The organism is Pseudarthrobacter sp. fls2-241-R2A-127 (assembly GCF_030209355.1).
Taxonomy (GTDB): domain Bacteria; phylum Actinomycetota; class Actinomycetes; order Actinomycetales; family Micrococcaceae; genus Arthrobacter.
The window spans coordinates 17,262-42,164 of the sequence record NZ_JARVSF010000023.1; the positions used below are offsets into that span (position 1 = coordinate 17,262).

Genomic DNA, 24,903 nt, shown 5'->3' on the forward strand with positions numbered 1-24,903 from the left:
GAGAATCATGGCGTCGATTTCATTGGGCAAAGTTCTCGGACGTGCCCTTGCAACAACCAGCGGCCTCGTACACGTTCACCTCCCAGAGGGAATCGGAAGCGAGGTTGCAGAGGAGATTGTTCGCTCTGCCAATACTGCTCGGCCGACCACACCCCCGTTTGCCCTTCTAGTCAGGGCAGGGAAAGAGTCTCTCGAGGATGTGAACTGTCCGCGTGTGAACCCCCAGCGCACAATCCAATACCGTCAGGGCGACCATTTGGCGGTCGTTTACGGCCGGCAGCCGGACCTTTCATCATTCGTTCAAGTCTTCCGTGAGGTCTTTGGCCAGAGCTTTCCGGAACAGGCTGAAGGCGCAGTGGCTATCCACGAGCTATCAAACCAATTGGTGCATGAACTTGTCGGGGAGTTCGGCCTCGAACGGCTGAATGAGAGCCAAAGAGCACGCTGCTCCGAGGTTCTTTCTTCGTGCCTATCCACGCTTTCGACTGTACATTCGCGGTCGGCGGACAGCGGACGGAGCTGGAACGCGGCCTGGTTTGCGCATGTTGATCGCGGAATAAGCAACCTGCTTGTAATACTGGACCACTTAGTGGCGACCGGCTCCTCCTTGGAACTGCTGGAGGCCTTGGCTACGTATGCCTACGCGTGCTTCGCGTTGCCCAGACCCAGCTCTGCCGCGGCAAGGTCGTTCCTTTCCTCTGTATCGGCGGCAGTAGCGCTGGGGGATTCCCTATCGGAGTGCTGGAGCGACGAGGAAACCTTTCGGATGAGCGCAGGACAGCTGGCTACCCGTCCAGAGGTCAAAGCGGCCGGGGGCAAGCACCCCCTCGAGGATTTCGCTATTGACCACCTCGATGAGACAGTCTCCCGCGAAGGCAACGCATGGTTGGGGTTGGCCAACGTCATCGGAGTATCTCCGGAGAACATCGAGCGCTTCTCGGAACTGACGGAGGCACAGTTTAGGAGTCCAGCCCGTGAGGACATCGACTCCCTGACTATTGATATCGCGTTCGCGGGGGGAGGGTCGCTCGTGCTTGACCCTGAACTCCCAGAAAGTCCCTTCCTGATTCCTTTGTCTTCGGATGGATCCGCCGGTGGACGGCAGCTCCAATCCGAGCTTCTGGCGATTCGCATACCGACGTTGGAGCGCATCGGTCCAGACGTCACCCGCTCCTCTCAGCTTGCGATTCAAGTCTTGCCTGCAAACATCGCAAATTGGGTGGGGAACGTGGAGATAACCGGAGACGGAAGCTTGCTGGCCGTTGGCAGGTTCGTAAAACCTCGCGGAAACGGGCGCAGGGCCGCGCCATTCCGTTTTGTCTCGCTAAGGGTTTCGCTAACGGCCAACGACCCGCTTGCGCCTTTGGTGCGGACCGACCTCACTGCCAAGGGGTATGTCTTTTCTGGTATGCAGTCCTTTCTGGCGGCAGCGCCATTCAAGAAGTCGGGTGCGCTCGGGAAGGTCTCGTACCTCGGACCAATGGATTGGACTCCGTCCTCCAACCCGGATGAGCGCGAACAGGACTTCGCCGACGAACTTCCAGACGTGCCGGGTGGTTACCAAGTCATGCTTTGGCACCCTGACGCCGCGGAGCGACCGCTGTTGGACGGCGTCGCACTCAAGGTTCATCCTGTACTTGCGGGGCTGTACCCACTCCGCTTCGCGCCCACAGGCGACAACGAATTCGTGGCCAGCGGAACTACGTTCCGTGTGAGGCCCGTGGCAGCTGGAGGGGGCCACCAGTCCGCGCTCCTCGCTGCTGCAGTCAAGCAGCAAGTCGTACCGGACAGGCCCAAACTAGCGACCGAGGGTTCAGTCCGTGGGCAAGCGGAATCGTTCTATGCCAGCCGGATAGTGGCCGGGGACGAGTCCATCATCGCCGCCCTTGGCCACATCATGATGCCAAGTAATGAGTCGATGCGCGTCGCCGACGCGCGTCCCCAGGACCGCGGTGCAATTCTCATGCCAGATGCCGCCCGAACAGCTCTGGACAGTGTCAGCTATTTCGAGGTGGAGCAAGACTTTGTACGTGGCGCCGAAGCGGAGAGGTTCCGAGACGCATTTCGAGCCCTAGACCTGGCCGGCCTCCTCCTGCGAAAAGACGTGCACGGTGAGGGCGTCGATTTTGAATGGCCGTCCCGGACGTCCTGGCGGTCGCTCTGGGGCTCCGCGGAGTTAGGCGAATACTTGGACGCTTACACGCAACTCGTTGACGCTGCTCGGGCAACGGGAAGGGACGAGAACGTCTTCTGGGCGGCTTACCCAATGTCCGTCAGCGTATGGGATGTCAGGGCGGACGAAGGCTGTCAGGCCGTGCTCTTGAGCCCACTCCATCCGCTAAGGCTGGCATGGCTGGCTGGTGTGGAACATGTACTATTCGAAGCCAAGAACTCGGTGCAGCATGCGGGCTCAATCGAAGGATGGAACCTTCCACTAGTTGGCCCCGGCGAGTCTAGCTCTGGACGGATGTTGGCTGTTCCCACGGACTCGGGGGAGGACCAGATATTTCTGGGATGGTCTATGATGCTTCCCCCTGGGCGGTCAAGGCCCAGGAGGCTGTCTCCCCCGGAGCGGATCGGAAATGCCGTCACACCGGGAACGGCAGTGAGTGGCCTGAATGCAACAGCGGTGGATGCTGCCCTGAGATCTTTCCGCAGGATGCATCCCCACATCACGACACTGACGGTCGACTTGCATGCCCAGGACCGCCAGATCCGCTTGACCGAAATTGACGATTCCGTCCTCGCCGTCGCGGAAGAATGGGGTAAGGACGATCCCGGACGCCTGATAGGCGGTGTGAGGGTGCTCGACTCCGTTATGCGCGAGGGCCCAGTCCCCCGGGATGCCGTAACGAGACTAGTCCGAGAGAATCGCGACATGCTCTTGACCTGGTCCAGGTATGTCCCAAGTCCGAACTCAAAGGTCTGGTGCAATATACGGCTACTGCAGGACTCAGGCACTACGGTCCGGGTGGGGGACGGCGGGGAGGCCTACGGTGTGCTGGGAGTTGTGCCCCTTCGACGATTTGAAAGCAACCTCAACCGGCTGACTGAAAGGCGACTCAGCCAGAGCCAGCCAGCGGTTCCAGGGCATATGGGCTGGGTCCCATTTAGCTGCGCCCTCGAGGCATGTGAGTCCGACGATTCCGCTTGCGTCGTTGAAGCCGGGATGATGCGCCGTGACGTAGCGGATGTGACAGCGGACTGGACCGTGATGGGAGAATCGTTCCTTAGCCCCGCGATCATGGCTGAGCTGATGGACGCGCACGGCGAAGGCGCGCGCATGCTGTGGGAATGGCGGCCGCCGGTCTTCGAACGGTCCGCGGACGTTCCTTTCATGGAACGACGTCCCTTTGTGTCAATCGCCAAAGTTCCCGACAGCTTCGGGCATCAACTTGAGAGTCTCTTGACAAAGGCCACGGGGCAAGCGGACACGTCTGCCCTCAAAGCGTCAGTCATGTCGAGACTTGGCAGCCGTGGAGTTGGCCTGTCGTCCCTGCTTTCCATGGGCGGCACGCACGTCGCAGGCGCTCTCGGATTCTTCCTCACGTTTGGCCTTTTTGATAAGGCACTTTCCGGAACAACGAACCGATTCGTTCTCCCAATCGACGCTGCTGACTATTTCCTGCGTACTCTCTCCGGGCAGGCCAACCATGGCCAGCATCAGCGTCGTGCTGACTTGCTTTTCATAGAAATGGATGACGAACAGATCGTTCTTTCTCCGGTAGAGATCAAATGCTACGGCCTAAAAGGTGATTCAATCGGCTCCACGCTTCCCGGCCCAGCCTCGGCGGCACTAAAGGAACCCCTTGCGCAACTCGAAGCCAGCTACCGCCTGTTGACAGGCATTGAGCTCAGGGCTGGCGAAGTCTCGGGGGCGGACAGGGTCATCTGGATGAACAGCTTGGCCACCTTGGTAGAGACAGCGGCGCGCCTTAACCCCGTTCTTGCCGGTTCGCCGGGTGAGTTCGCTAGTCGCCTATCGGCCTTGGTGGATGGTCGAATGAAGGTTCGTGTGGGCAGGCCGCTCCTCACATACCTTCAACATGGCGCGACCACGTCAACAGGTGATGCCTTCTACGCTGGCACGGTCGGCGGCGACGAATTCCAAGTTGGGGCGTTAATTGCCGATACCGCGACAGTCTTTGAGGCGTTGGACACAGCTGATGAGAGCAGGATTATCGAGGGCTGGGCCAAGCTGGTCGACTGGTCCGCGGCCGGGCCAGACAGCGGTGAACTTCCTATCAGGGGCGTTTCGGACGAAGAGCTGATCGCCGAAAATGTTGGCCAGGAAGGATCCGAAAGTCAACAAACGGCCGATCCAGAGTCACGGCAGGGCATGCCTAGCGGTCAGGAGCCGTCTTCCGGATCGGGAGTCGGCGCTGCAACGCAGACTGGTTCCGACAATTTGGAATCAGGTCGAGATGTGGGCGGGGAGCCCGATCCTCGGGTTGGAATAGCTGGGGACGGGGTCCGAATCAAGGTTGGTAGCCTGTTGGGTTCCGTGGGCAACTCGGAGGTGGATTTTTGGCCGAGCACCACGAACCTTAATCAGATGAACGTCGGAATCGTTGGCGACCTGGGAACAGGTAAGACCGAACTCGTGAAAGCTTTGATCGCCCAGATCAGGGAGCAAGCTCGCGAAAAGCAGCCTTCGATGGTGACGTCCATGTTGATCTTCGACTATAAGGGCGACTTCCAAAAGGAAGAGTTTATTAGCCGTGTCGGCGGCGTTGTCTTGGAACCACACCAGATACCAGTGAACATATTCATGCCTGTGACTGGCGAACATTCAAAGCTGCCATACCAACAGGCGGCAGCCTTCGTCGACGTGCTCCGGAAGATCTACCGGGGCGTGGGTCCAGTCCAAGCTAGCCTCCTGAATGAGGCCGTCAGGGAGCTCTATGAGCAGAATGACAATAGGCCACCAACGCTCGCGGAAGTCAGGCTTGCCTATTTGGGGAAGTCGGGCAATCCAGATTCCGTATCATCCATACTCGACAGCTTCGTTCTTAGCCAGATATTTAGTGCCGACAGGGAAAATCTAAAGCCGTTTGGGGCGTTACTCGAGGGCAAAGTACTCATCGTTGCCCTGGACCGACTGGGTCAGGACCAAAGCGCCAAGAATGCCCTCGTCGCCCTGTTTCTGAACCTCTATTACGACAACATGTTGAGGACGCCCAAGCCGCCGTTCCAGGGAGACCCACCTAACCAGCTTCGCTACTTGAAGTCATTTCTGTTGGTCGACGAGGCAGTCAACATCATGCGGTACGATTTTCAGGTCCTCATGGACTTGATGCTTCAAGGTCGCCAGTTCGGGTACGGGGTCATGCTGGCGTCCCAGTATCTTTCGCATTTCAGGGAGGGCCGCGAGAACTACGGACAGCCGTTACGGACATGGTTCATCCACAAAGTGCCGTCCGTTAGCGGACGTGAACTTGCCTCCCTGGGTCTGCCGGACCTTTCGCCGGATGTACCCAGAAGAATTCCCGACCTTCGCCAGCACCAAGTCTTGTACAAATCTCTGGGCTATGACGAAGGTCGCTTCATCAGTGTGGTGCCGTACTACGAGCGATACGGGCTTTGATGCGCGCGCGTCACTGCGCCGTGCCCAAGGAATGGGGTCGAGCTCTGGCACAATGTATCAGTGATGAAGTTCGTTGACCTGTTCTCGGGTTGTGGTGGTCTCTCGTTGGGCATGGAGCGGTCGGGGGGAGAACTTGTCGCTGCCGTCGAGAAGTCAGATATGGCGGCTCGAACCTTTTTCCATAACTATGTCGCGGATGCGGCTGACATGCGTGTCTGGCAGCAATACCTGCAGCGCAGCCTCCGACGTCAGTTCGAGGGCAAAGTGCTGGTAAGTGAGCTGGCCAAGGTGCTCGCTGATGATGACCTCATCGAGAGATTCAAGGAGCAGGATCTTGATGCCGTAGTTGGTGGCCCTCCGTGCCAGGGGTTCTCGCTTGCCGGCCGCAGGCTTAAGGACGACCTGCGGAACCGGCTTGCCTGGGAGTACCTGGACTTCGTGGAACGCACTGCCCCAAAAGCGGTTGTGATTGAGAACGTTGTTGGTATGAGCCAAAGCTTCGTAAAGGGCGAGGAATCCTCCTTCTCGCAGCTGCAGGCCGCACTGACCAACATCGGATCTGGATACGTAGTCCAAGCCGTTCGTGTGAACGCTGTCCACTACGGAGCCCCCCAGTTCCGGCCCAGGCTCATGTTGATTGCCCTGCGGAGTGACGTCGCGAGAGAACTAGGGGTACTGGCGACGCCCGGAATTTGGAAATCAGATTTTGCGGATCTGGTGGGCGACGTCCCGCGCCTAGCGCCCGTACCCACCACCATGTCTGGTCGTGCATTCACTATCCGTGATGCCATCTCCGATTTAGGCGGCTGGGAAGCTGCGGACACTGGTAGGAACGGCGAGTACTTAGCAGGCCTGAGGCAGGCCGAGGCGGCCCTACGCCCCAAACGTCGCGAAAGTCCCGACGATCCTCCAAACCAGACACCCAGACGCCACACGGACCTTGTCGTTACTAGGTTTTCTTTCTACCGGATGATGCACAGCCATGGCATCGACGGGCGCCTGCTCAGCCACATGAGCGCTTTGGACCCGGAAGGTCAGAAATCGCTGGCGAAGCGTGCCTTGGCGAACGTCGAACTTCCCTTGGACCTTCAGTTTTCGACGAGGCCATCAGCGGCGAGGACTATCCGTTCCTTGGACGAGTTGGTGGAACTTGCTGTTGGCCTTGTGACGAGGAAGCACAGCCAGAAAGTACTTAGTGCCAGCGAACCGAGCAGAACGGTAGTCACACTGCCGGACGACTATGTCCACCCCATGCAGTCCCGGATCTTTACAGTTCGAGAGCTTGCCCGTTTCCAAGGCTTTCCAGATTCATTCGAGTTCTTGGGCAGGGAAACCACCGGTGCGCACCGGCGGAAGTTGGAAGTACCCCAGTACACCCAGGTCGGGAACGCAGTATCACCGTGGCAGTCGTTTGCAGTGGGCACGCTTCTCTGGGGGCTGCTGGCAGAATACAGGGGAACTATGGCCTCGGAACAGGTCCCTGCACGCACGGCATAGCGGCCAGAACGAAACTAAAATATGAGCATGGCTGACTTTATGAGCCCTGAACAGCGAAGTGCCCACATGGCAAAAATTCGCTCTAAAGACACAAAGCCAGAGATGCTCCTACGGCGAATGTTGCATCGCGAGGGGCTTCGATACCGCCTCCATGATCGCGGGTTGCCCGGACGGCCGGACTTAGTATTCCCGGGGCGCAGGAAGGTGATCTTTGTTAACGGGTGCTTTTGGCATGGGCACGATTGTCCGGTGGGATCACGCTTACCAAAGAGCAACAGTGAGTTTTGGGCAGACAAACGACAGCGGAATCAGGAACGGGACGCCAGACAGCGCATTCAATTGGTTGACCAGGGCTGGGGCTACCTAGACGTTTGGGAATGCGAAGTGTTGGCCGATAAAGATCTCCTCAGCCACGTCAGGCTCTTTCTGGAGCATTGACAAGGGAAGGAGTACAACTGCCGTCGTGTCGAGAGTTCGATTGCCACCTACCCCTTGGCCCCAGCAGTTCAAATCGGTGCGTGGCCATTAATTCAGGGTGCTAGTTTCGCCCGGCTTCGTCCCTAGCGTCGCACGGTCGTGCTCGTCGGCCATCCGGATAAACAGCGGACTATTTGAGAGACTGTTCATCTGGAACGGATCGTCCGCACAGCAGGCGTACGGAGCCAGAGGTTTGCCATCCGGATCAGAGAAATCCGGCACGCCCCAAATCGGATAGTCTTGCCTTATGAGTATTGAATCTGCGGAATTTAGCAAGGAATACGACCCGCTGGAAAGAATTCTAACCGAGGATGAGTTGCAGGACCTCGTTGAGAAAGAGGGCGCTCCCGTAGCTGTAACATATACAACTCAAGATTTCGATGTGGCGGGCCTGGTTTCCCGCCTGCAGCGAGAATCAATGCTCATTCCCCAGTTTGGTGGTACGGACGGTCGCATCACTACGGCAGGATTCCAACGAGGCTTTGTTTGGACAAAGGCTCAGATGGACCGTTTTATTGAATCGCTACTACTGGGCTATCCTGTTCCGGGGATTTTCTTGATCCGGCAGACCGACAATCGCATGCTCGTACTTGACGGTCAGCAGCGCCTCGTTACACTACGGCACTTTTATGATGGACTTCATAATGGTAAGGAGTTCACCTTAAATAATGTTGGTGACGAATTTGCTGGATTGTCATACAAGACTCTTGATGAAAATCTTAAGTTTAAGCTGGACGATTCATTTTTGCAAGGAACGATTGTTATTGCCGATGGTTCCGCCGAAGTTGACGATGCGATATACCAGATATTTGAGCGATTAAACTCTGGTGGCACACAGCTTACGCCCCACGAAATCAGGGTAGCGCTCTATGCCGGTCCGCTTATTGATCATCTGGAAACATTGAATCAGGATGCAGCCTGGCGCGAGCTTTATGGAAAGAAGTCGGTACGAATCCGTGATCAAGAGCTCATAATGCGCATCTTGGCACTTTATCTTGGCGCGCCTGATTACACGAAACCGCTGAAAGGATTTCTCAACAAATTTGCCGCCGAACACCGATCAGTGACTGCGCCGGTTGTACAGGCGGGCAAACTATTCGCGGAGGCTTCCGGAGCCCTCGCCCGACATGTTGGACCCGAGGCCCTACGGCGACCCGGAGGAAACACCCCAAACGTCGCCCAATCCGAGGCCATCTTTGTGGGTACTATGCGCGCGCTTAGCGCAGGCAATATCGCAAAAGACCTCGCACATCGCGTAGCGGGCCTAAAGCTGGACCCAGAATTCGTCTCCGCAACAACTAGGTTCACCGCGGACAAGGATTCAACACATTCTCGTCTCGAACTAGCCACTAAAGCGCTCTCAGAATAGAATGACTAATTTTCTGTCCGCGTCCCTTGTTCAGCGGCGAATCGACCTCAGAGACACTCAGTCTGCAGTCAGGGACATGCGATCTTCCACTCCCGATATCGTCCAACGTGCTATGGCTAGATATCTGGTGGTTCGGTCCGCCGGCTACATCGAAGCGGTCCGCGACGACGTTGCAGATTATTTTTCGGCGACTAAGGCGTCAGATGAAGTAGTGAGACGTATCCGGCTTCACCTCAGAAACGGACAAGGCGTTATGCCCAACCAGCTCCTCGAGTTTGTCAAGTCCTTTCATCCGGATTGGCACACGGAGCTCGAGACATTGTTCGCTCAGGACGACAATCTGCTCAAAAGCCAACTTGGCGCGTTGGTATCGGCACGCAAGAAGATTGCGCATGGGGAAGGAGAAACTGTTACGGCATCAAAAGCCCTAGCGTGGTCTGAGGCAGCGGAGATTCTGGTGAATTGGCTGGTCCAACGTTTTGATCCGAATTACCCAGTGCGTAGTCCAGTAATTCGGGACGCCTCGAGCTAATTTTTCCGTGCTGTGCCGCTTGGGTTGGAATACCACCGCTGCGTTGCAACAGGCTACTCTTGCGATTGGTCCCCTCTTAGCCCCGTTATCTGGGAAGGCGTCCCCGGTATCTTGACCGTGATGGGCAACCTCGTCCGGGGATGTACAAAGCCCACATCTGGTCCTCCACTAGCTAAGCCAGCCTGGCGACGGCTGGGGTGAGGAGCGGAGTTAGAAGAATTGGCGGAAGAAGAACTACGCGACTCCATCGTTCATGGCCGCAAACCCGCTTCGGGAACCCCCTCGCTCGCGCCAGCCGCGTTCATACGCGACGCCTTCACCATTGTTTACAGATGTTCTCCCCGGGCCGGATCACGGACGCCGCCCACGGGCAATGGCATGCTTCTGCTCGAACGCCTCGCCGGTGCGCTGCTGCAGCGACGCCTCAGGGTGAGCGTTGCCCAGCGCCATTGCCCCGCCGTAGGTGCGGGCCAGCCGGTCCTGCCCGTTCCCCAAGGGAGCGAAATCGTTGCCTACTGCCGCGGCCCATACTGCGTCTACGCGGACGAGGCCGTTCGGCTGCTCACGGACGAAGGGCGCCGTTCCGTCAGGCTTGAAGAGGGCTTCCCCGAGTGGAAGGCGGCAGGGCTTCCGATAGAAAAGTCGGCCACCTGAGCGGCTTCCATCGCAGGAGCGAAACTGCGCCTTTCTGGAACCGTCCCCTTGGCGGCTCAACGACCGAGAGCGGGCGAAGAGCGGAAGGCCAGATACCGGGGATCCCCTCGCCCCACCAGCCGACGCAGGGCTTCGACGGCTTCAAAATCCGCGGCACCCATATCCGTGGACAACCATCGAACCAGCAGCGCGGCGTCCCACTGGCCCTTACAGCCGCCCCAACCGCCAGGTCCAACTGGTCCCGCAGAAGCTGCACCGCCAGAACGCCCGACCGGCTGAGCAGGGGAGCCGGGTAGGCCTCCAACGCTTCCGCCACCTGGCCTTCGCGCAGCAGCCGCAACACCCGCCCCGAATCCGAACACCCGGCCAGCCCGCCAGCAAGCCGGTACGGGTTCGACTCCACGGCATCGCCCAGCATCGACCGCACCCGGAACATCTCCGTCCGGATGGCGTGGGGCGTGCCCGCGTCGCCGCGCAGCTCATACGCAAGCTCCTCAGCACTCCAGCCCTGCGACCGGGAATCCAGCAGCGCCAGGATCTCCGCCCGACGCAGCGTCAGCGGCACCCCGCTCCCGTCGGTAAACACCGCGGCTGGCTTGTCGCCCAGCAGCTCGAGCCGCTCCACGACCACACCAGCCCGCTGGACAGCCTGCCGGGACGCATGCACGGGAGATGCCGCACCTAAGGAGGTGCCGCCGTCGGGCGTTCCCAGCAGCGACTCCGCCGCCCGGACCGCGCACCGCACCATCCGCAGCGTGTCCGCGCTGATGGTGTCCAGCGGCCCGGAAACATCGAGCACACCAAGCAACCCACCCGTCAAAGGATCCGTGATGGGCGCCGCTGTGCAGGCCCAGTCGTGGTGGGTGCGGACCAGGTGTTCGGCGGAGAACAGCTGCACCGGCGCGCCGGTGACCAGCGCCTCGCTGATGGCGTTGGTGCCGATCCCGGCCTCGGACCAGTCCGCACCTTCCGAGAACTCCAGCCGGTCCGCCCGGTGCAGCGCCTCCCGGCTGCCCACCCGCCACAGGATCTCGCCGGTGGCGTCGGTGAGCACCAGCAGGTGCCGGCCGGAACTGGAATCGTCGGCCAGCAGGTCCTGGAGCGCCGGCATCACCCGCTGCAGCTGGTGCTCCCGCCGCAGCTGCAGCACCTCGGATGGATCGTGCAGGTGCCGCGGGCTGTGTTGTCCGGGCTGATGCCCAGCGCCATGGACCGCCAAGATCACCGGCAACGCCGTGGTGATGGACGACGGCACCGAGCTGGAGGCCGACCTGATCGTCTACGCCACCGGCTACGGGTCCATGAACGGGTGGCTGGCGGACCTGGTCTCGCCCGAAATCGCGGACCGCGTTGGCAAGTGCTGGGGATACGGCTCAGACACGCCAAAAGACCCTGGCCCGTGGGAGGGGGAGCTGCGCAATATGTGGAAACCAACCAATGTCCCCAACCTCTGGATCCACGGCGGCAACCTGCACCAGAGCCGGCACTACTCCTCCTACCTGGCCCTGCAGCTCAAGGCCCGGATGGAGGGGCTGGAGACGCCGGTGTACGAACTGCAGTCCAGCCACCACACCCGCTAAAGGAAGAGCCATCATGAAGGCAGCACGATTCCACGCCCGCAAGGACATCCGCATCGAGGACATCCCGGAGCCGGAACTCCGCGCCGGGGCGGTGAAGATCGACGTCGCGTGGTGCGGTATCTGCGGCACCGACCTGCATGAGTACCTGGAAGGGCCCATCTTTTGCCCGGCACCGGGCCATCCGCACCCACTCTCGCACGAGGAATCCCCGGTGACCCTGGGGCACGAATTCTCCGGGACTGTCTCCGAGGTGGGTCAAGGGGTGACGGGCCTGGCGAAGGGGGACAACGTCGTCGTCGAACCCTATTTTGTGGACGGCACCTGCGACATGTGCCAGGCGGGCAGCTACCACCTGTGCCGGCAGATGGGCTTCATCGGGCTGTCCGGCGGCGGGGGAGGGCTGAGCGAGAAGATCGTGGTGGACCAGCGGTGGGTGCACCCTATCGGGGACATTCCGCTCGATGAGGCGGCGCTGATCGAGCCGCTGTCCGTAGCCCACCACGCCGTGGCCCGCAGCGGCGTGAAGGCGGGCGACACGGCGCTGGTGGGCGGGTCCGGGCCGATCGGGCTGCTCACCGCCGCGGTCCTGAAGGGCATGGGGGTGACCACGATCATCAGCGAGCTCACCCAGGCGCGCAAAGAAAAGGCCACCTCCAGCGGCGTGGCCGACCACGTGTTGGACCCAAGCAAGGAGGACGTCCCGGCACGGGTGCGGGAGCTCACCGGCGGGACCGGGGCCGACGTCGCGTTCGAATGTGCGGGCGTGAACGCGGTGTTGGACACCATGCTCGACGCCGTCCGGCCCGGCGCCGTGGTGGTCAACGTGTCCATCTGGGGCGCACCCGTCACCGTGGACATGCAGAAGCTGGTGCTCAAGGAGATCGACCTGCGCGGCACCATCGCTTACGTCCGCGACCACCCCGCTGTCATCAAAATGGTGCAGGAGGGCAAGGTGGACCTGAAGCCGTTCATCACCGGCCGGATCGCCCTGGAGGACCTGGTGGAGCAGGGCTTCGACACCCTCATCAACCACAAGGACACGGCGGTGAAGGTGCTGGTGCACCCGTAGGTTCCGGCGGAAGGATGGCAGGGGAAGGACGACGGCGGGAGGAGCACGCTCCGCCTGATCTTGGCCTACCGCACCGGGCGATGCGCAACGGAATATTCACGCTGCACAAGGCTGCCACCTATGAGGAGCGCCCGGCGGCAGGGTTAGCCGCCGCCTGGGCTAACCGTATGGAGTCCTGCCTGAGTCGCTGCCCTAACGAGCTCCTGGTCGAAGGCGACCAAAGCCTGTGCCTCAAGCCTGATGGCAGCGGCAAGGTGGATCGCATCGTCGCTGCGCAATTTACCCGGGAGTGCGGCGGCGTAGAGGAGGTCTGAACGTGTCAGGTCCACGAGGTTGATTCCGTCCAGCACATCGTTGACCAGTTCTGGCGGCAGGCCCCGGCGGTTGGCCGCACAGTGCAGTTCGGCGTGGAGGAGCATCGAGGCCACAAGCCGCTCACCCCTCTGTCCGGCGGATGAGAGAAAATCCGCGGTGGGACCGGACTCCGGTTCCTCGACCACCAGCTTCAAGGCGGCCGAGGTGTCCACATAGACGATCACCGGTCACCGCGAAGGTCGTCAAGCATCTCTTTTGTGCCGACATCAGAGGTCACTCGCTCGAGCAGCCGGAAATCGACAGGACTTTCGGATGCCCGCCGCACGCTGCCGGACCTGAGCAGACGCTCGAAAGATGAGGCTGCAGGCGGGATCAGGGTGGCGGCCACTTCACCATTGTTTGTGACATCGATGATTTCCCCGTTTTTGACCCGTTCCAGGATCTTGCTGCTTTGGTTCCGCAGTTCTCGGTGGGGGATTGTTGTCATTCCTGCACCTCCGTAGCAATCGTAGCATTCGCGCGCCAAGGCAGATCATGATGACAGCCGACCGAGCGCCCAGTCCCAGTTGATCAACTCCTGCTCCAGACGAACGCCCGCACCGAAGGTGCCGCTGACGAGTGCTTCATACAGCGCAGCTTCGGCTGGCGCTAACCGGCACAGCGCTGCCCGGGCGGGTGATGGCTCGGCACCCCAGGCGTCCCGATGGGCGAGCAACGTCTCCTGGTCCATCAGCACACTCTCCACGTGCGGATGGACTGCCCGGAGTTGGTCGAGGATCCGGAAGCCGTGGGTGTCGATGTCGCCCCAGTAGAGGACCCGGCAGTTCCGGAGCCAAGCGGCGTCCCGCAAGGAAGAGAATCCGTACCCGCCCCCGTAAAGCGCCAGCGTCCCCGGGCGGTCAGGAAGCGCCAGGAAATTCACCTGGTTTTCCGTTGCAATGACGGTCTCCACCGGCAGCCGCAACCTGCTGAACGCTTCGGCTGTCAACGTGATGTCCCGGGCGCCGCCGAACAGGTCAGCGTCCGGATCCAGGAGCCGGAAGCGGACCAGTTCCGGCGGATGCAGGAACCCGTGGCGTCTGGCGAATCTCGCGGCGGGGGTTCGGCCGGCGCCGTTACCCAGCGGCACCTCCTGTTCCGCAGCTTCGGTGCCATCCTCGCCGGTTTCCGCTTCCCCGGTTCCGGGAACGCGTCCGACGGCGGCCAGCATGTGGTCGATGACCTGCCGGTTCCGCTCCACGAACTTTGTGTGCACGCCGGGAAGCCCCAACTGCCGGACATATATTCTCGGTGCTGGGTTGCCGCGCAGCCACAGCGCCACCCGCGCGGCGGTCAAGGCGTCCGGCCCCAGCTCGAGAAGCTTCATCGGCTGCCTCGCTGCCAAGTCCACCAGCTGGGGATCCAGTCCGGCCAGGCCCTCGGTCAGTGACCGGAACACGGCGGCCTCCCGCGCCTTCCCAACAAAGCCGATCTCGTCCTCAACAGTGGCAAAGACAGCCGCGGAGGGAAGCGAGTTGGCCCCTGCGGTCCGGCGCCCGGTCTCGACGGTCTCCAAAGAGTAGGCATCTGCCCCGGAAAATAGCTCAGCTGCCCACGCGCGGACGGCAGCGTAATCGCTGAGCAGTTCTGCCGCCGTCGGCCGTTTCAACGGACGACGGCGGGGGTACAGTCCGCTGGGTTCCAGCACCTCCCGGAGCAGCGAACCGCTGCTCCACGCCTTCAGTGATTGCGCACGCAGGGCTGCCAGGGTGGTCCATACCTTAGTGGCCACGCCGGTCCTTCTCCTCGCGGTACTCCTGGATGGTCATATTGCGAAGGTGCGAATCGTCGCCATTGGTGTTGGCCACGAAGCCCACGTGGGAGACGAACGGCTCGATCACGTGGATCTTCTGCAAGGGAGTGACGATCAGCAGCTGCAGCTTCATCCGCTGGAACAGCTCCAGACCGTAACGGGCGGACTCGTCGGAGCCGCGTCCGAACGCCTCGTCGATGACCACGAACCGGAAACTCCTCCCGCTGCCTGCGTTCCTGCCCGCTCCCTTGCCGGACCCCAGGCCGAACTGGAACGCCAGCGCCGCCGCGAGAATGGTGTACGCCAGCTTCTCCTTCTGGCCGCCGGACTTGCCGCCGGAATCCGTGAAGTGCTCGTACTCCTCGCCGGTCTCTGTCCACTTCTCCGACGCCGAGAATGTGAACCAGTTCCGGACATCGGTCACCTTCGCCGTCCACTTCCGGTCCAGGTCCGTCAGGCCTTCCCGGCCCCGGAACCGGTCGATCAGCCGCTCCACCTGCAGGTACTTCTGCTCCGAGTACTGCTCCGTCTCGCCGATGGTCCCCTCCGAACACGCCCGCAGGTCACTGCCGAACTCCCGCACGTCCTGGTCCGACGTCGCCTGGTGCTCCAGCTGGATGTGCCGGCCCGTGTTATACGGGATGCCCGCCAGCGACCGGTTGATCTCACCAATCCGCGTCATGATGTCCTGCCGCCTGCCGTCCAGGAACGCGTTGAACGCCACCACCTCGCGGATGGTGTTCCGGTTCAGCAGATCCTTGAACTGATCCTCGAACCGGGGCAGGTCGTTGCCCACCAGCTGCTCCAGCAGCCGGTTGTAGTCCGCCGCGGCCTCAAGCGAGGCGTCGACGTCGGTGGTTTCGTTCGGGTACCTGTTGCGGAAGTCCGCCATCTGCCGGACCGTGCTCTCCGCCGCACGGGCGATCCTCTTGGACAGCGCGTCGATGGTGTCCGTCAGCCCGTTCCGGACGGTGCTCTCCACCGCGGCCGTGTTCTTGTACGTGAGCAGTTTGTCCCCGAGGGCAGCTTCGGCGAGGCGTCCGACGGCGGCCAGCACACCGTCGTCGTCCGTCATCGGCGTCGCGTCCAGCACCATTCGGCACTCCTCGATTGCCTCCGCTATGTCCCGCGCGTCCTTTTCATTGGCGCCCAGCCGCTCCCGCAGCTTGCCCGCTTTCTCCTCCCGCCGCTCCAACTCCGCCGTGACCTGCTCCTGCTTGGCCATGAGCTGCTGCAGGACGTCGCTGGTGGTTTCCAGTGCTTGCTTCTCCGCCTTCAGGTCCTCGATGCTGCGGGCCGTGGCCTGCCAGCTGATCTCGCCAAACTCAGCGACGGAACCCACCACGCCCAGCTGCCGGTTCCGCCGGCCCAGTGCCCCCAGCTCACCATTGACCCGATCCAGCTGGCCGGCCACCACTTTCAGCTTGCCGTGCACCTCATCCTGTTCGGTGCGGAAACCGGCGATCTTGTCGTGGTTGTCCCAGCCCAGCACGTAGTTGCGCCGGTCCGCCAGGTCCTTGCGGTCGTCCTTCTCGTGCCGCCCGCGCCCGCCTTTGAGCTGGCCGTTGGCCGTCAGCGCCTTGGGGTAGCGGCGGAAGTCGGCCAGGTTGTCGCAGCAGTAGTAGTCGAACCGGCTGCTGAGCTCATCCTGCAGGAAGTCCCGGAACGGGGTGCCCTGCTTGATGGCGATCTTCGCTGCCAGCGTCCCCGGCTCGGCAGCCCGCGGCGCGTAGAAGTCGGCCATCCTCAGGTACACCAGCCGCCCGCGGAGGTTGTTCGCGTCCACCCAGCTGCTGACCGCGGCGTAATGCTTCGCAGGGACCAGGAGCGAGAGGGCGAACCCGTGCAGGGTTCGTTCGGCGGCACCCTCCCATGCTGACTCGCTGTCCCGGACCTTGAGCAACTCGCCGGCGTACGGCAGGTCGCTGTCCGTGATCCCGGTGCCTTCGCAGAGCCGACGGCGGATGTCCAGCTGGGGGAGCGGGATCAGGTTGCGCCGGGCCTGCAGGCTGGTGAGCTCGGCTTTGATCTCCGCTGACCTGGAGTTGAGTTCGGTTTGCTTGATGGACAGTGTGGTCCGCTCTTCATGCAACGCGTTGGACCGGTCCGCCAACTCCTGTTCCACCCCGGCGAGCCTGGCCCGGTTCGCGTCGAAGAGGACACGGTCCTCCGGTGCCTGCAGGCCAAGCTCCGCTGCTGCATCCGAGTAGGCCTCGAACCGCTGGCGCTGCTCGGCGGATTTGACGGCCAATGCGGCCAGCTCGGCGTCGATCGCTGTGAGCCGTCCACCGCCATTTGTCCGGATGTCCTCTTCTACCCCGGCCAGGTCCCGGCGCAGATGCTTGACCTCGCCGTCCAGCCGTGCCGAGTCCTCCCTGAGCCGGACGCCCGTCTGATGCAGCTCCGCCTGGTGCTCCAGGCTCAGCTGCAGCTTCCGGTCCGTGAACCAGGGGTGCAGCTGGTCACGCTGTTTCCGGGCCAGGTCGTCGTCCGCTGTCAGCCCGGCGTGCAGCGCGGCGCCCTCCTTGATGGGTGTCAGCAGGGCGATCTGGTCCTTGGCCCGCAGGACGGCATCGTGGGCTTTCTTCAGGTCGTCGAAATGGTGGATCAGGTTGCTGATCCGGGTGGCGACGTCGTCCTCCTCCAGCATGTTGCTGCGCACGAACGAGGTGATGTTCTCCACCTGCTTCATGGACACCGTGCGGTGGAACAGCTCCATGGCCTGGTTGCCGCTGATCCCGAACTGGCGCTTGAACGCGGCCGAGTACGGTTCGAAGGAATCATGGACGGAGGCCCCGGCGGCGCGGAGCTTCTTCTTCAGCTTCAGCGGGTCCTGGCCGAAGTTGCTGAAGTCCGCAGCGATGGACTGGTCCGCCTCCGCGAGCGAGTAGAAGCGGTTGGGCTGCCCCGCCTCCTGCGTGGCCCACAGCGTAATCCCCAGGCTGACCCACTTGCCCAGCACGGCGTTGTGGAACACGCCCAGCACCACGGTCAACTGTCCCGTCTGGCGCAAAGGCACCGGCTTGGAATACTCCCCGCCGGCGCTCCGGGCGCTCTTGTGGAAGCCCCGGACGTACGACATCAGGGAGCGTTCTTTCTTCTGCGCCCCGGCGGCCTTGTTGTATTCGATTTTGTGTGCCGGCAGCAGCAGTGTGGTGATCGCATCCACCACGGTGGACTTGCCCGAACCGATGTCGCCGGTGAGCAGGCTGTTCGCACCGTCCAGCCGGAACGTTCGCACGCCTTGGTGGAACGTGCCCCAGTTCAGCAGCTCGAGGCGGTGCAGCCGGAAACCCGGAGGAGTGCCGGCGTCGTCCGCGGTGTCGTCCAGGCTGAACAGGCTCTCCTGCAGGTCCGCCGTCATCGGTCATCCCCGTTCCCGCGCCCGGACGTCCGCTCCCCGGCAGGCGGCGCTGTGCTGGGCGCCTCACCGGCGAGCGTCGCCCGGTAGTCAGCCAGCCGCGCGTCGAACTCCTCCAGCCACTGCGCATCCACGTACGCCTTCAGGATCCGTGCCACCTCGTAGGTGTCCGCCTGCCCCTTGAGCTTGCGCAGGAAACCGAGCTCCACGACCTTCTTCATGTCAGCCCCAAGCCGGTCCAGGACGCGGGCCTCGTTGCTGGACTCGGGCAGGAACACCGAGACCATGTCCGCGATGTCCTGGCCGGTCATGATGAGCCGGACCTCGCTGCTGTTGATGTCGAACTCCATCATGCGCCGGCGGAGCAGGGCCAGCAGCAGGCTGACGTTGAACGTCAGGGTGCGGCGGGCGATCAGCCGGGGGAGCGTGCCGTCCGGATCATCCTTGGAGCGCAGGAACGCGTAGCCCTCGGATTCGTCCAGGACCAGCTCCAGGCCCAGTACCAAGACGTGGTCGCGCACGTGCGAGGTCAGGCCGAGCAGCGACTGCCATAGCTTCTCATCGTTTTCCGCGTACAGGACGCCCTTGAAGAGCCGGGTGACGACGGCGGGAAGCTCCTCCGGTGTGTGGGTTTCAGTCTCAGCTGTGGCGGGGTTCATGCCGGCCTTCCGAAGATGATCTGTTCGAGGGTGGCTTCGCGGATGGTGCCGTCCCCCAGCTGCCAGGTCAGGTGCTGGGACTGCTCCGGGTTGATGGTGGCCCAGTCCGATTCGGTGGCCAGCTGGTAGTACGCCACCACCTCCGCCAGGCCCTGGGAGATCGGGTACGCGTCCGTGACTTCGGCGAGCGTGGCCTGCTCCGCCCCGGCCAGGACGGCGTCGATGTTGGCGCGCAGGCGTTCCTTGTCCACGAAGAACTGGCCAAACAGGGCCGAGGCGTCAACGTCGGCGTCGTCTGCCGTTTCAACGGAGTCGTCCACCAGGACTTTCCGGCTGGGCTCATAGAGGGGCCGCTCAAAAGGCAGCACCACGTCCACGGACGGCGCCTCAATCTCCATGAAAGCGCCCGACGGCGGTGCCTCCCGCGTGCCCAACGCACCGGATTCGATACTGCGGATCAGCTGCATGATGCGTTTGTTCTCAAGGAACACCTTGTCGTCCAGGAGCCGCCGCATCTGCTGGGAAAGTTGCCGGACAGTGGCTTGGGTCTGTTCGACGGCGGGCAGCCAGTCCTGGTGGAGGTTGGCCACCCCGTGCAGGCTGTCGGTTTTGGCCAGCGCTTCGATTCGTGTGGCGCGCTGGAGCAGGTCCTGCAACTCGGTGCGGAGCCGGGGCGACATCAGATAGTCCCAGAAGCCTTGGAAGGTGCGGCCCTGGAGGGAGCTGCTGATGTCCTGCTGGTTGTCGAAAATCGATTCCAGCAGTTCACCCTGGGTGCCGTCCCAGGTGGCGATCTGCTCGCGCACCTGCCGGTCGAGCTTGCGGAAGTTCTGCTCCACCTCACGGAAATCGGAGAGTAAGTCCCTGGCCAGGGCCGTGAGCTGCTGGAGGTGGTCCAGCGCTTCCGGCCCGGTCATGACGCGGATGTTGCCGTCCCGGATCCGCTGCATCTCGGCGTCGATCCCGTCCCGTTGATGCTGCAGCTCGGCGAGCCGCACGTCCGGGTCGGTCTCGGACTGCTGCACCAGTTCCTTCAGCACCGCGAAGATGCTGGTCAGGCGGGACTGTGTGGCCACGAAGTCCCGCCCGCGCAGATTCTCCACCCAACGGACCACGTCCTCGGCCGCCGCCGTGAGGTCGTAGTGGGGTTCGTCCTCGCCCGGGACGTAGTACTTCCTTAACCATTTGCGCTCGTCAGCGGCCCACTCGTCCAGGTATTCACCCGCGGGGCGTGGGAACCTGTCCGCGCCTTCGCTGTCCCGCAGACCGAACAGGACGTCATCCAGGACGTCGATCAGCTCCTGCCGGCCCAGGTTTCGCTGGTTGGGGCCGGTGAACGCGGCCATGAAAAACGTCAATGCCAGGGGCGCATTCTGGGCGCGGAGCAGCGACCAGCCTGCATGGTTTTCCCGCAGGGAGTTGATGGCGTAAAAGTCCATTCGGGCCCCGTGTTTGGCGCGTCACATCGTCGGCTTTTACTTTAGGCGACACCCACGACAAACCTTGGAAGATCTTGCCCGGTGGCCCACCAACGCCTGTAATGGACATGCACGACCGATGAGGCGTTCTGCGCTTGTTGTTTGGACGCACGTCGCTATCAGGTGCAAGGGTGGTCGGATGGAGGCAGACATCAACTTTTACTTTGACCCGTCTCCCCCTTCGCCTGGATGACCAGCAAATGGCCGCGTTCCTGCTCGGCCCGCACGGCAAGTCCATTACGGGCCAAAACTACGTAATCTGCGGCGGCGCCTCCCTGTAGGCAGTGACGGTGGTGGGCCTCTCGGAACCTGCCGGGCCCAGCCGGGGTCTACAGTGGAGGCATGGCTCTTAGCCGCAACCCGCTTGATGACCTGCGCGAAACCATCGGCCACCTGACCGATCAGCTCAAGCTGCCCGGATCCGAGCGCGTGGACGACCTGATGGGCGATCTCATGGGCCCCAAGCTGGGGCCGGCACGGCCGCTGTCCGAGCTGCAGGCCGAACTCGACGCCCTGGTGGGACTGGAAACCGTCAAGGAACAGGTGCGCGCGCTCGTGGCACTGCTCCAGGTGCAGGCCCGCCGCAAGGCCCACGGACTGCCGGAAGTGGCCACCTCACAGCACTTGGTGTTCCTGGGAAACCCGGGCACGGGCAAGACCACCGTGGCCCGGCTCCTGGCCGAGATGTACCGCGCGGTGGGCCTGCTGCAGAAAGGCCACCTGGTGGAGGTGGACCGCTCGGGCCTGGTGGGCCAATACGTGGGCCAGACCGCCATCAAGACGGACCGGGTGATCCGGCGCGCCCTTGACGGCGTCCTCTTCATCGACGAGGCCTACGCCCTGTCCCCGGAAGACAGCCGGATGGACTTCGGCCCCGAAGCCATCGAGGTCCTGCTCAAGCGGATGGAGGACCACCGCCACCGCCTGGTGGTGATCGTGGCCGGCTACCCGCGGCTGATGGAGCAGTTCCTGCTCTCCAACCCCGGGCTGCGCTCCCGGTTCGCCCGCGAAATCACCTTCCCCGACTACTCGGTGGACGCTCTGCAGACGATCTTCCACCAGATGCTGGCCCAGCACGAGTACCTGCTGGAACCGGACGCCGACCAGACGCTGCGCCGCATCTTCCTCGGGCTGCACGCGGGGGAGGACTCCGGCAACGCACGGTTTGCCCGCACCCTGTTCGAGCAGGCGCTCAACCGGCAGGCGCTGCGCCTCTCACTGGACGAGGACCAAAGCCTCGACGCCCTGGACCGGGAGGCCGTCATGACGCTCACCGCGGACGACATCATCCAGGCCGCACTGGCCCTGGGGGAGAAGCCGGAACCCGAACCGGCACCGGAACCCGAGCAGCCCCGCTGGAAGCGCTGGCTCCTGGCCTGACATCCCATCACATGCGCGCCGCGGCGGGGGCGTGCTCCGTGCCTTCGGGCTGAAGGAGGACGACGGCGGGAGGCCAGTCCCGTCGTCGTCTTTCCTGCCGCCTGGTGCTGGAAAGCCTGCTGCCGCCGGACGGACTTACTTGGGGGAGTTGGCCCGGCGGGTACTGTCGCGGACAACAAGGGTGGGGGCAATGGGGGTGCGGTCCACGTCCCGGCCCTCCATGGCACCAAGGAGCACCTCCATGCTCATGAGCGCCAAAGCCGTGAAGTCCTGGCGCACGGTGGTCAGGGGAGGCAGGAAATAGTCTGAGCCTTCAATGTCGTCGAAACCCACCACGCTCACGTCCTCCGGCACCCGGATCCCATGTTCGGCGAAGGCGCGTATCAGCCCGAGCGCGGTGTGGTCGCTGGCGGCAAAGATCGCCTGGGGTACCTTTTGGTCCCGGACGAGCTGGAGTGCAGTCTCGTACGCCCACCCGGGGCTCCAATCGCCTTCGGGGCACAACCCTGGCGTCAGCCCGGCGTCGCGCAGTGCGGCCTCCCACCCGCGTTTGCGCACCCGGCCGTCGAACCACTCCATGGAGCCGGCGAAGTGGGCGATGTCGGTGTGGCCCAGGTCGATCAGGTGCTGGGTGGCCAGCCGCGCGCCCAGCTCCTGGTTCTCCGAGTACGTGAAGACGTTGGGGGTGGACGACGCTCCCGCCGCAATCATCTCCACGGGGACGCGGCAGGTGGCATTCCATACTGCTGCTGCCATGTCCACCACCGGGGCAATGACAATGATTCCCCCCACCCCGGTATCGTCCAGGGTGTCCAGCGCGTCCTGGACTGACTCCTCGTAGGGCTGCTCGACGCTGATGACGGTGGTGGCATACCCCTTCTTGCGCGCAATGTTCTCCAGGGCCATGAGCGTCCCCACCGGGCCGAACCGCGGGGAGCCGTCCGACAGGATACCGATGGACGTGGACCGGCTGGTGACCAGCGCCGTGGCTGCCCGGTTCCTGCGGTACCCGATGTCCTTGATCACCTGCAGAACCCGCTGCCGCGTTGCCGCACTCACGTCCGGTGCGTCATTGAGTACCCGCGAAACCGTGCCAAAGGAAACGCCTGCGATGCCTGCCACGTCGTTGATGGTGGGCTTCCGGCGCAGTGGTGCATCGTGCAGCCCCTCGTTCGCGTCGTGGGGAACAGCTCTGCCTGCCACACTTTCTCCTGTCCTGCACAGCGCAAACGGAAACCCCTTGATCCCGTTCGGTTCGGTGCGTTTTGATCTTACGTCTGCCGGGATTTCCCCGTGCCCGAAACTGCCCTCGATGTGATGCTTGACACGTATCTCCGTAAACGTTTACGATGATGTCCGTAAACGTTTACGGCTTGATCGTAATCGTTTACGGAGAAGATTTTTCAATGATGAAAGGCGCGGGAATGACCAGCCGTATCGTGGACGAACTCGCGCTTGAGCCGAACTCCGGACCTCGGGACATCGACCAGAACCAGTGGGCGAATCTCGAAGCACTCCTGAGGGACACAGCGCCCGGCGATCTGGCACTCGCAGTCCGCACCTTCGTCCCTGCCGGCTCCTCGGCGGTCATTGGAATCTTTGAAGAAAATCGTCTTTGGGCAAGCCTGCTGGTCTCCGTCGACAACGCAGGCAAACCCGCATCAGTGTCCACCATTGAACGCCCGGCCGCGGAAGCGGACGGCGACATGGCGAAGGCGGCCAACGAGTCAGTGAAGTGGGTTCAAGCCCACCACGGCCCGTGTTCCCTGGGCTTCTTCGTCGACAAGGTCCATGCAGAGGCGCTCCTGGGAGCCTCAGACAAGGCCACTGCCATCCGCACAGCCTCGGCCTCCGGCGGGCTCGTCCTGTCCCCGGTCCCGCCGGCCCTTGCCATTGCCCTCGCCTGAACCCCAGGCATCCACCCCAACCCACCCCAAGCACTGGAGAACAATGATGATCCGCAGGCTTCCCTTCGTGGCACTTGCCGCAGCCCTGTCCCTTTCCGTCGCTTCCTGCAGCGGTTCCACAACGGCCTCGTCCAATGCTCCCGACGCCGGTGTGTCCGGCAAGGCCCAGCAGGCCCTTGACGCGATCAAGGGGCAGGTCCTGAGCAAAGGCCCCAACGGCGAGACGCCCTCCCCGGCGTCCACAGCTGACCTGACTCCCGACGAGATCGCGAAGGTCAAGGCGCTCAACGCCAAAGCTGCCATCGTGATGCACTACGGCGGCAACGACTGGGCCACCGCCCAGATCAACGGGCTCAAGAGCGAGTTTGAAAAGCTCGGAATCAAGGTCATTGCCACCACTGACGCGAACTTCAAGCCGGACAAGCAGGTCTCGGACATTGAGACGGTCATGTCGCAGAGCCCCAACATCATGGTCTCCATCCCCACGGATCCCGTGGCTACGGCCTCCGCCTACAAGAAGGTCGCGGATGCCGGAACCAAGCTCGTGTTCATGGACAACATCCCTCAGGGCCTCACGGCCGGCAAAGACTATGTCTCTGTTGTCTCCGCCGACAACTACGGCAACGGCGTGGTCTCGGCCCACCAAATGGCCAAGGCCCTCGGCGGCAAGGGGAAAATCGGCGTCGTCTTCCACCAGGCCGATTTCTTCGTGACCAAGCAGCGCTACCAGGGATTCAAGGACACCATTACCAAGGAATACCCGGATATCAAGATCGTCGAGGAAAAGGGAATTGCCGGTCCGGACTTCGCCGGTGATGCCCAGGCCGCCGCGAACGCAATGCTCAGCAAGTACGCCGACCTTTCCGGAATCTGGGCGGTCTGGGATGTCCCCGCAGAAGGCGTCATGGCCGCAGCCAGGGCCGCCGGCCGGCCGGACCTGAAGATCGCCACCGAGGACCTCGGCAAGAACGTCGCGATTGCCCTGGCCAAGGACGAACTCGTCGTAGGCCTGGGAGCCCAGGTGCCGTTCGATCAGGGCGTCACCGAAGCGCGGCTCGCCGCAGGGGCACTCATCGGCAAGCAGGAGCCCGCCTACGTGGCGCTGAGCGCCCTCCCGGTTGACCACTCCAACGTCCTGGATGCCTGGAAGCAGGTCTACCACGAGGACGCCCCGAAGGACATCCAGGACTCCTACAAGAAGTAGCCAAAACCCGGCGGTGCGGGGACCCCCGTCCCCGCACCGCGC

Annotated in this window: 17 protein-coding genes and 2 pseudogenes; 10 read left to right on the forward strand and 9 right to left on the reverse strand. The window is 62.6% G+C overall.

Annotated features, from left to right (window positions below; all coding sequences use genetic code 11):
* Window positions 1-7: 7 nt before the first annotated feature.
* The 5 genes from QRN53_RS15255 to QRN53_RS15275 all read left to right on the forward strand — a co-directional run bounded on the left by QRN53_RS15255 (window position 8) and on the right by QRN53_RS15275 (window position 9,462).
* The gene (locus tag QRN53_RS15255; RefSeq protein ID WP_285244687.1) at window positions 8-5,587 is read left to right on the forward strand and encodes an ATP-binding protein; all 5,580 of its coding nucleotides are present in this window, start codon (window positions 8-10) and stop codon (window positions 5,585-5,587) included.
* Window positions 5,588-5,650: 63 nt separating this feature from the next.
* Entirely contained in the window at window positions 5,651-7,084 is a 1,434-nt protein-coding gene (locus tag QRN53_RS15260; protein ID WP_285244839.1) for a DNA cytosine methyltransferase, read from the forward strand.
* A 39-nt stretch (window positions 7,085-7,123) separates the two neighbouring features.
* Window positions 7,124-7,522, forward strand: coding sequence for a very short patch repair endonuclease (locus QRN53_RS15265; RefSeq protein ID WP_350224180.1), 399 nt, complete (start codon window positions 7,124-7,126; stop codon window positions 7,520-7,522).
* Between the two features lie 286 nt (window positions 7,523-7,808).
* Window positions 7,809-8,930 carry a DUF262 domain-containing protein gene (locus QRN53_RS15270; protein ID WP_285244689.1) on the forward strand — a complete coding sequence of 374 codons (1,122 nt, stop codon included), beginning with the start codon at window positions 7,809-7,811 and terminating at the stop codon, window positions 8,928-8,930.
* A gap of 1 nt (window position 8,931) precedes the next feature.
* The gene (locus QRN53_RS15275; protein ID WP_350224178.1) at window positions 8,932-9,462 is read left to right on the forward strand and encodes a HEPN domain-containing protein; all 531 of its coding nucleotides are present in this window, start codon (window positions 8,932-8,934) and stop codon (window positions 9,460-9,462) included.
* A 331-nt stretch (window positions 9,463-9,793) separates the two neighbouring features.
* On the opposite strand, the pseudogene QRN53_RS15280 reads toward QRN53_RS15275, so the two are convergent.
* Window positions 9,794-9,969 (reverse strand): annotated as a pseudogene (locus QRN53_RS15280) (DeoR/GlpR family DNA-binding transcription regulator); the annotation flags it as partial.
* A gap of 79 nt (window positions 9,970-10,048) precedes the next feature.
* Window positions 10,049-11,266, reverse strand: coding sequence for a GAF domain-containing protein (locus QRN53_RS15285; RefSeq protein WP_285244691.1), 1,218 nt, complete (start codon window positions 11,264-11,266; stop codon window positions 10,049-10,051).
* 64 nt (window positions 11,267-11,330) lie between these two features.
* Here QRN53_RS15285 and QRN53_RS15290 point away from each other — a divergent pair.
* Window positions 11,331-11,696, forward strand: a pseudogene (locus QRN53_RS15290) (NAD(P)/FAD-dependent oxidoreductase); the annotation flags it as partial.
* 13 nt (window positions 11,697-11,709) lie between these two features.
* Window positions 11,710-12,765 (forward strand): 2,3-butanediol dehydrogenase, encoded by a 1,056-nt coding sequence (locus QRN53_RS15295; protein WP_285244692.1) that lies wholly within the window; start codon window positions 11,710-11,712, stop codon window positions 12,763-12,765.
* A gap of 143 nt (window positions 12,766-12,908) precedes the next feature.
* Here the strand turns inward: QRN53_RS15295 and QRN53_RS15300 are convergent, their stop codons facing one another.
* From QRN53_RS15300 to QRN53_RS15325, 6 genes are read right to left on the reverse strand one after another with little or no spacing between them, the layout of a single operon-like run.
* Complete coding sequence (locus QRN53_RS15300; RefSeq protein ID WP_285244693.1) at window positions 12,909-13,304, reverse strand: type II toxin-antitoxin system VapC family toxin; 396 nt, start codon at window positions 13,302-13,304, stop codon at window positions 12,909-12,911.
* Window positions 13,301-13,567, reverse strand: a complete 267-nt coding sequence (locus tag QRN53_RS15305; protein ID WP_285244694.1) for a type II toxin-antitoxin system Phd/YefM family antitoxin — start codon at window positions 13,565-13,567, stop codon at window positions 13,301-13,303. The genes QRN53_RS15300 and QRN53_RS15305 overlap by 4 nt, the downstream gene beginning before the upstream one ends.
* 45 nt (window positions 13,568-13,612) lie before the next feature.
* Window positions 13,613-14,851, reverse strand: a complete 1,239-nt coding sequence (locus QRN53_RS15310) for a Wadjet anti-phage system protein JetD domain-containing protein (protein WP_285244695.1) — start codon at window positions 14,849-14,851, stop codon at window positions 13,613-13,615.
* Window positions 14,841-18,236 (reverse strand): ATP-binding protein, encoded by a 3,396-nt coding sequence (locus QRN53_RS15315; RefSeq protein ID WP_285244696.1) that lies wholly within the window; start codon window positions 18,234-18,236, stop codon window positions 14,841-14,843. Before QRN53_RS15315 ends, QRN53_RS15310 begins: the two co-directional genes overlap by 11 nt.
* Window positions 18,233-18,892 (reverse strand): DUF4194 domain-containing protein, encoded by a 660-nt coding sequence (locus tag QRN53_RS15320; protein ID WP_285244697.1) that lies wholly within the window; start codon window positions 18,890-18,892, stop codon window positions 18,233-18,235. The genes QRN53_RS15315 and QRN53_RS15320 overlap by 4 nt, the downstream gene beginning before the upstream one ends.
* Window positions 18,889-20,331, reverse strand: coding sequence for a DUF3375 domain-containing protein (locus QRN53_RS15325; RefSeq protein ID WP_285244698.1), 1,443 nt, complete (start codon window positions 20,329-20,331; stop codon window positions 18,889-18,891). The genes QRN53_RS15320 and QRN53_RS15325 overlap by 4 nt, the downstream gene beginning before the upstream one ends.
* A 381-nt stretch (window positions 20,332-20,712) precedes the next feature.
* Here QRN53_RS15325 and QRN53_RS15330 point away from each other — a divergent pair, with 381 nt between their 5' ends.
* Window positions 20,713-21,750, forward strand: coding sequence for an AAA family ATPase (locus QRN53_RS15330; protein WP_285244699.1), 1,038 nt, complete (start codon window positions 20,713-20,715; stop codon window positions 21,748-21,750).
* Between the two features lie 135 nt (window positions 21,751-21,885).
* On the opposite strand, the gene QRN53_RS15335 is transcribed toward QRN53_RS15330, so the two are convergent.
* Complete coding sequence (locus tag QRN53_RS15335; RefSeq protein WP_285244700.1) at window positions 21,886-22,953, reverse strand: LacI family DNA-binding transcriptional regulator; 1,068 nt, start codon at window positions 22,951-22,953, stop codon at window positions 21,886-21,888.
* 221 nt (window positions 22,954-23,174) lie between these two features.
* Between QRN53_RS15335 and QRN53_RS15340 the strand changes: the two genes are divergently transcribed.
* Together QRN53_RS15340 and QRN53_RS15345 are read left to right on the forward strand one after the other, a co-directional pair.
* A complete protein-coding gene (locus tag QRN53_RS15340; RefSeq protein ID WP_285244701.1) occupies window positions 23,175-23,657 on the forward strand; it encodes a hypothetical protein in 483 nt (160 codons plus the stop codon).
* A 43-nt stretch (window positions 23,658-23,700) separates the two neighbouring features.
* Window positions 23,701-24,861 (forward strand): substrate-binding domain-containing protein, encoded by a 1,161-nt coding sequence (locus tag QRN53_RS15345; RefSeq protein WP_285244702.1) that lies wholly within the window; start codon window positions 23,701-23,703, stop codon window positions 24,859-24,861.
* Window positions 24,862-24,903 lie beyond the last annotated feature (42 nt).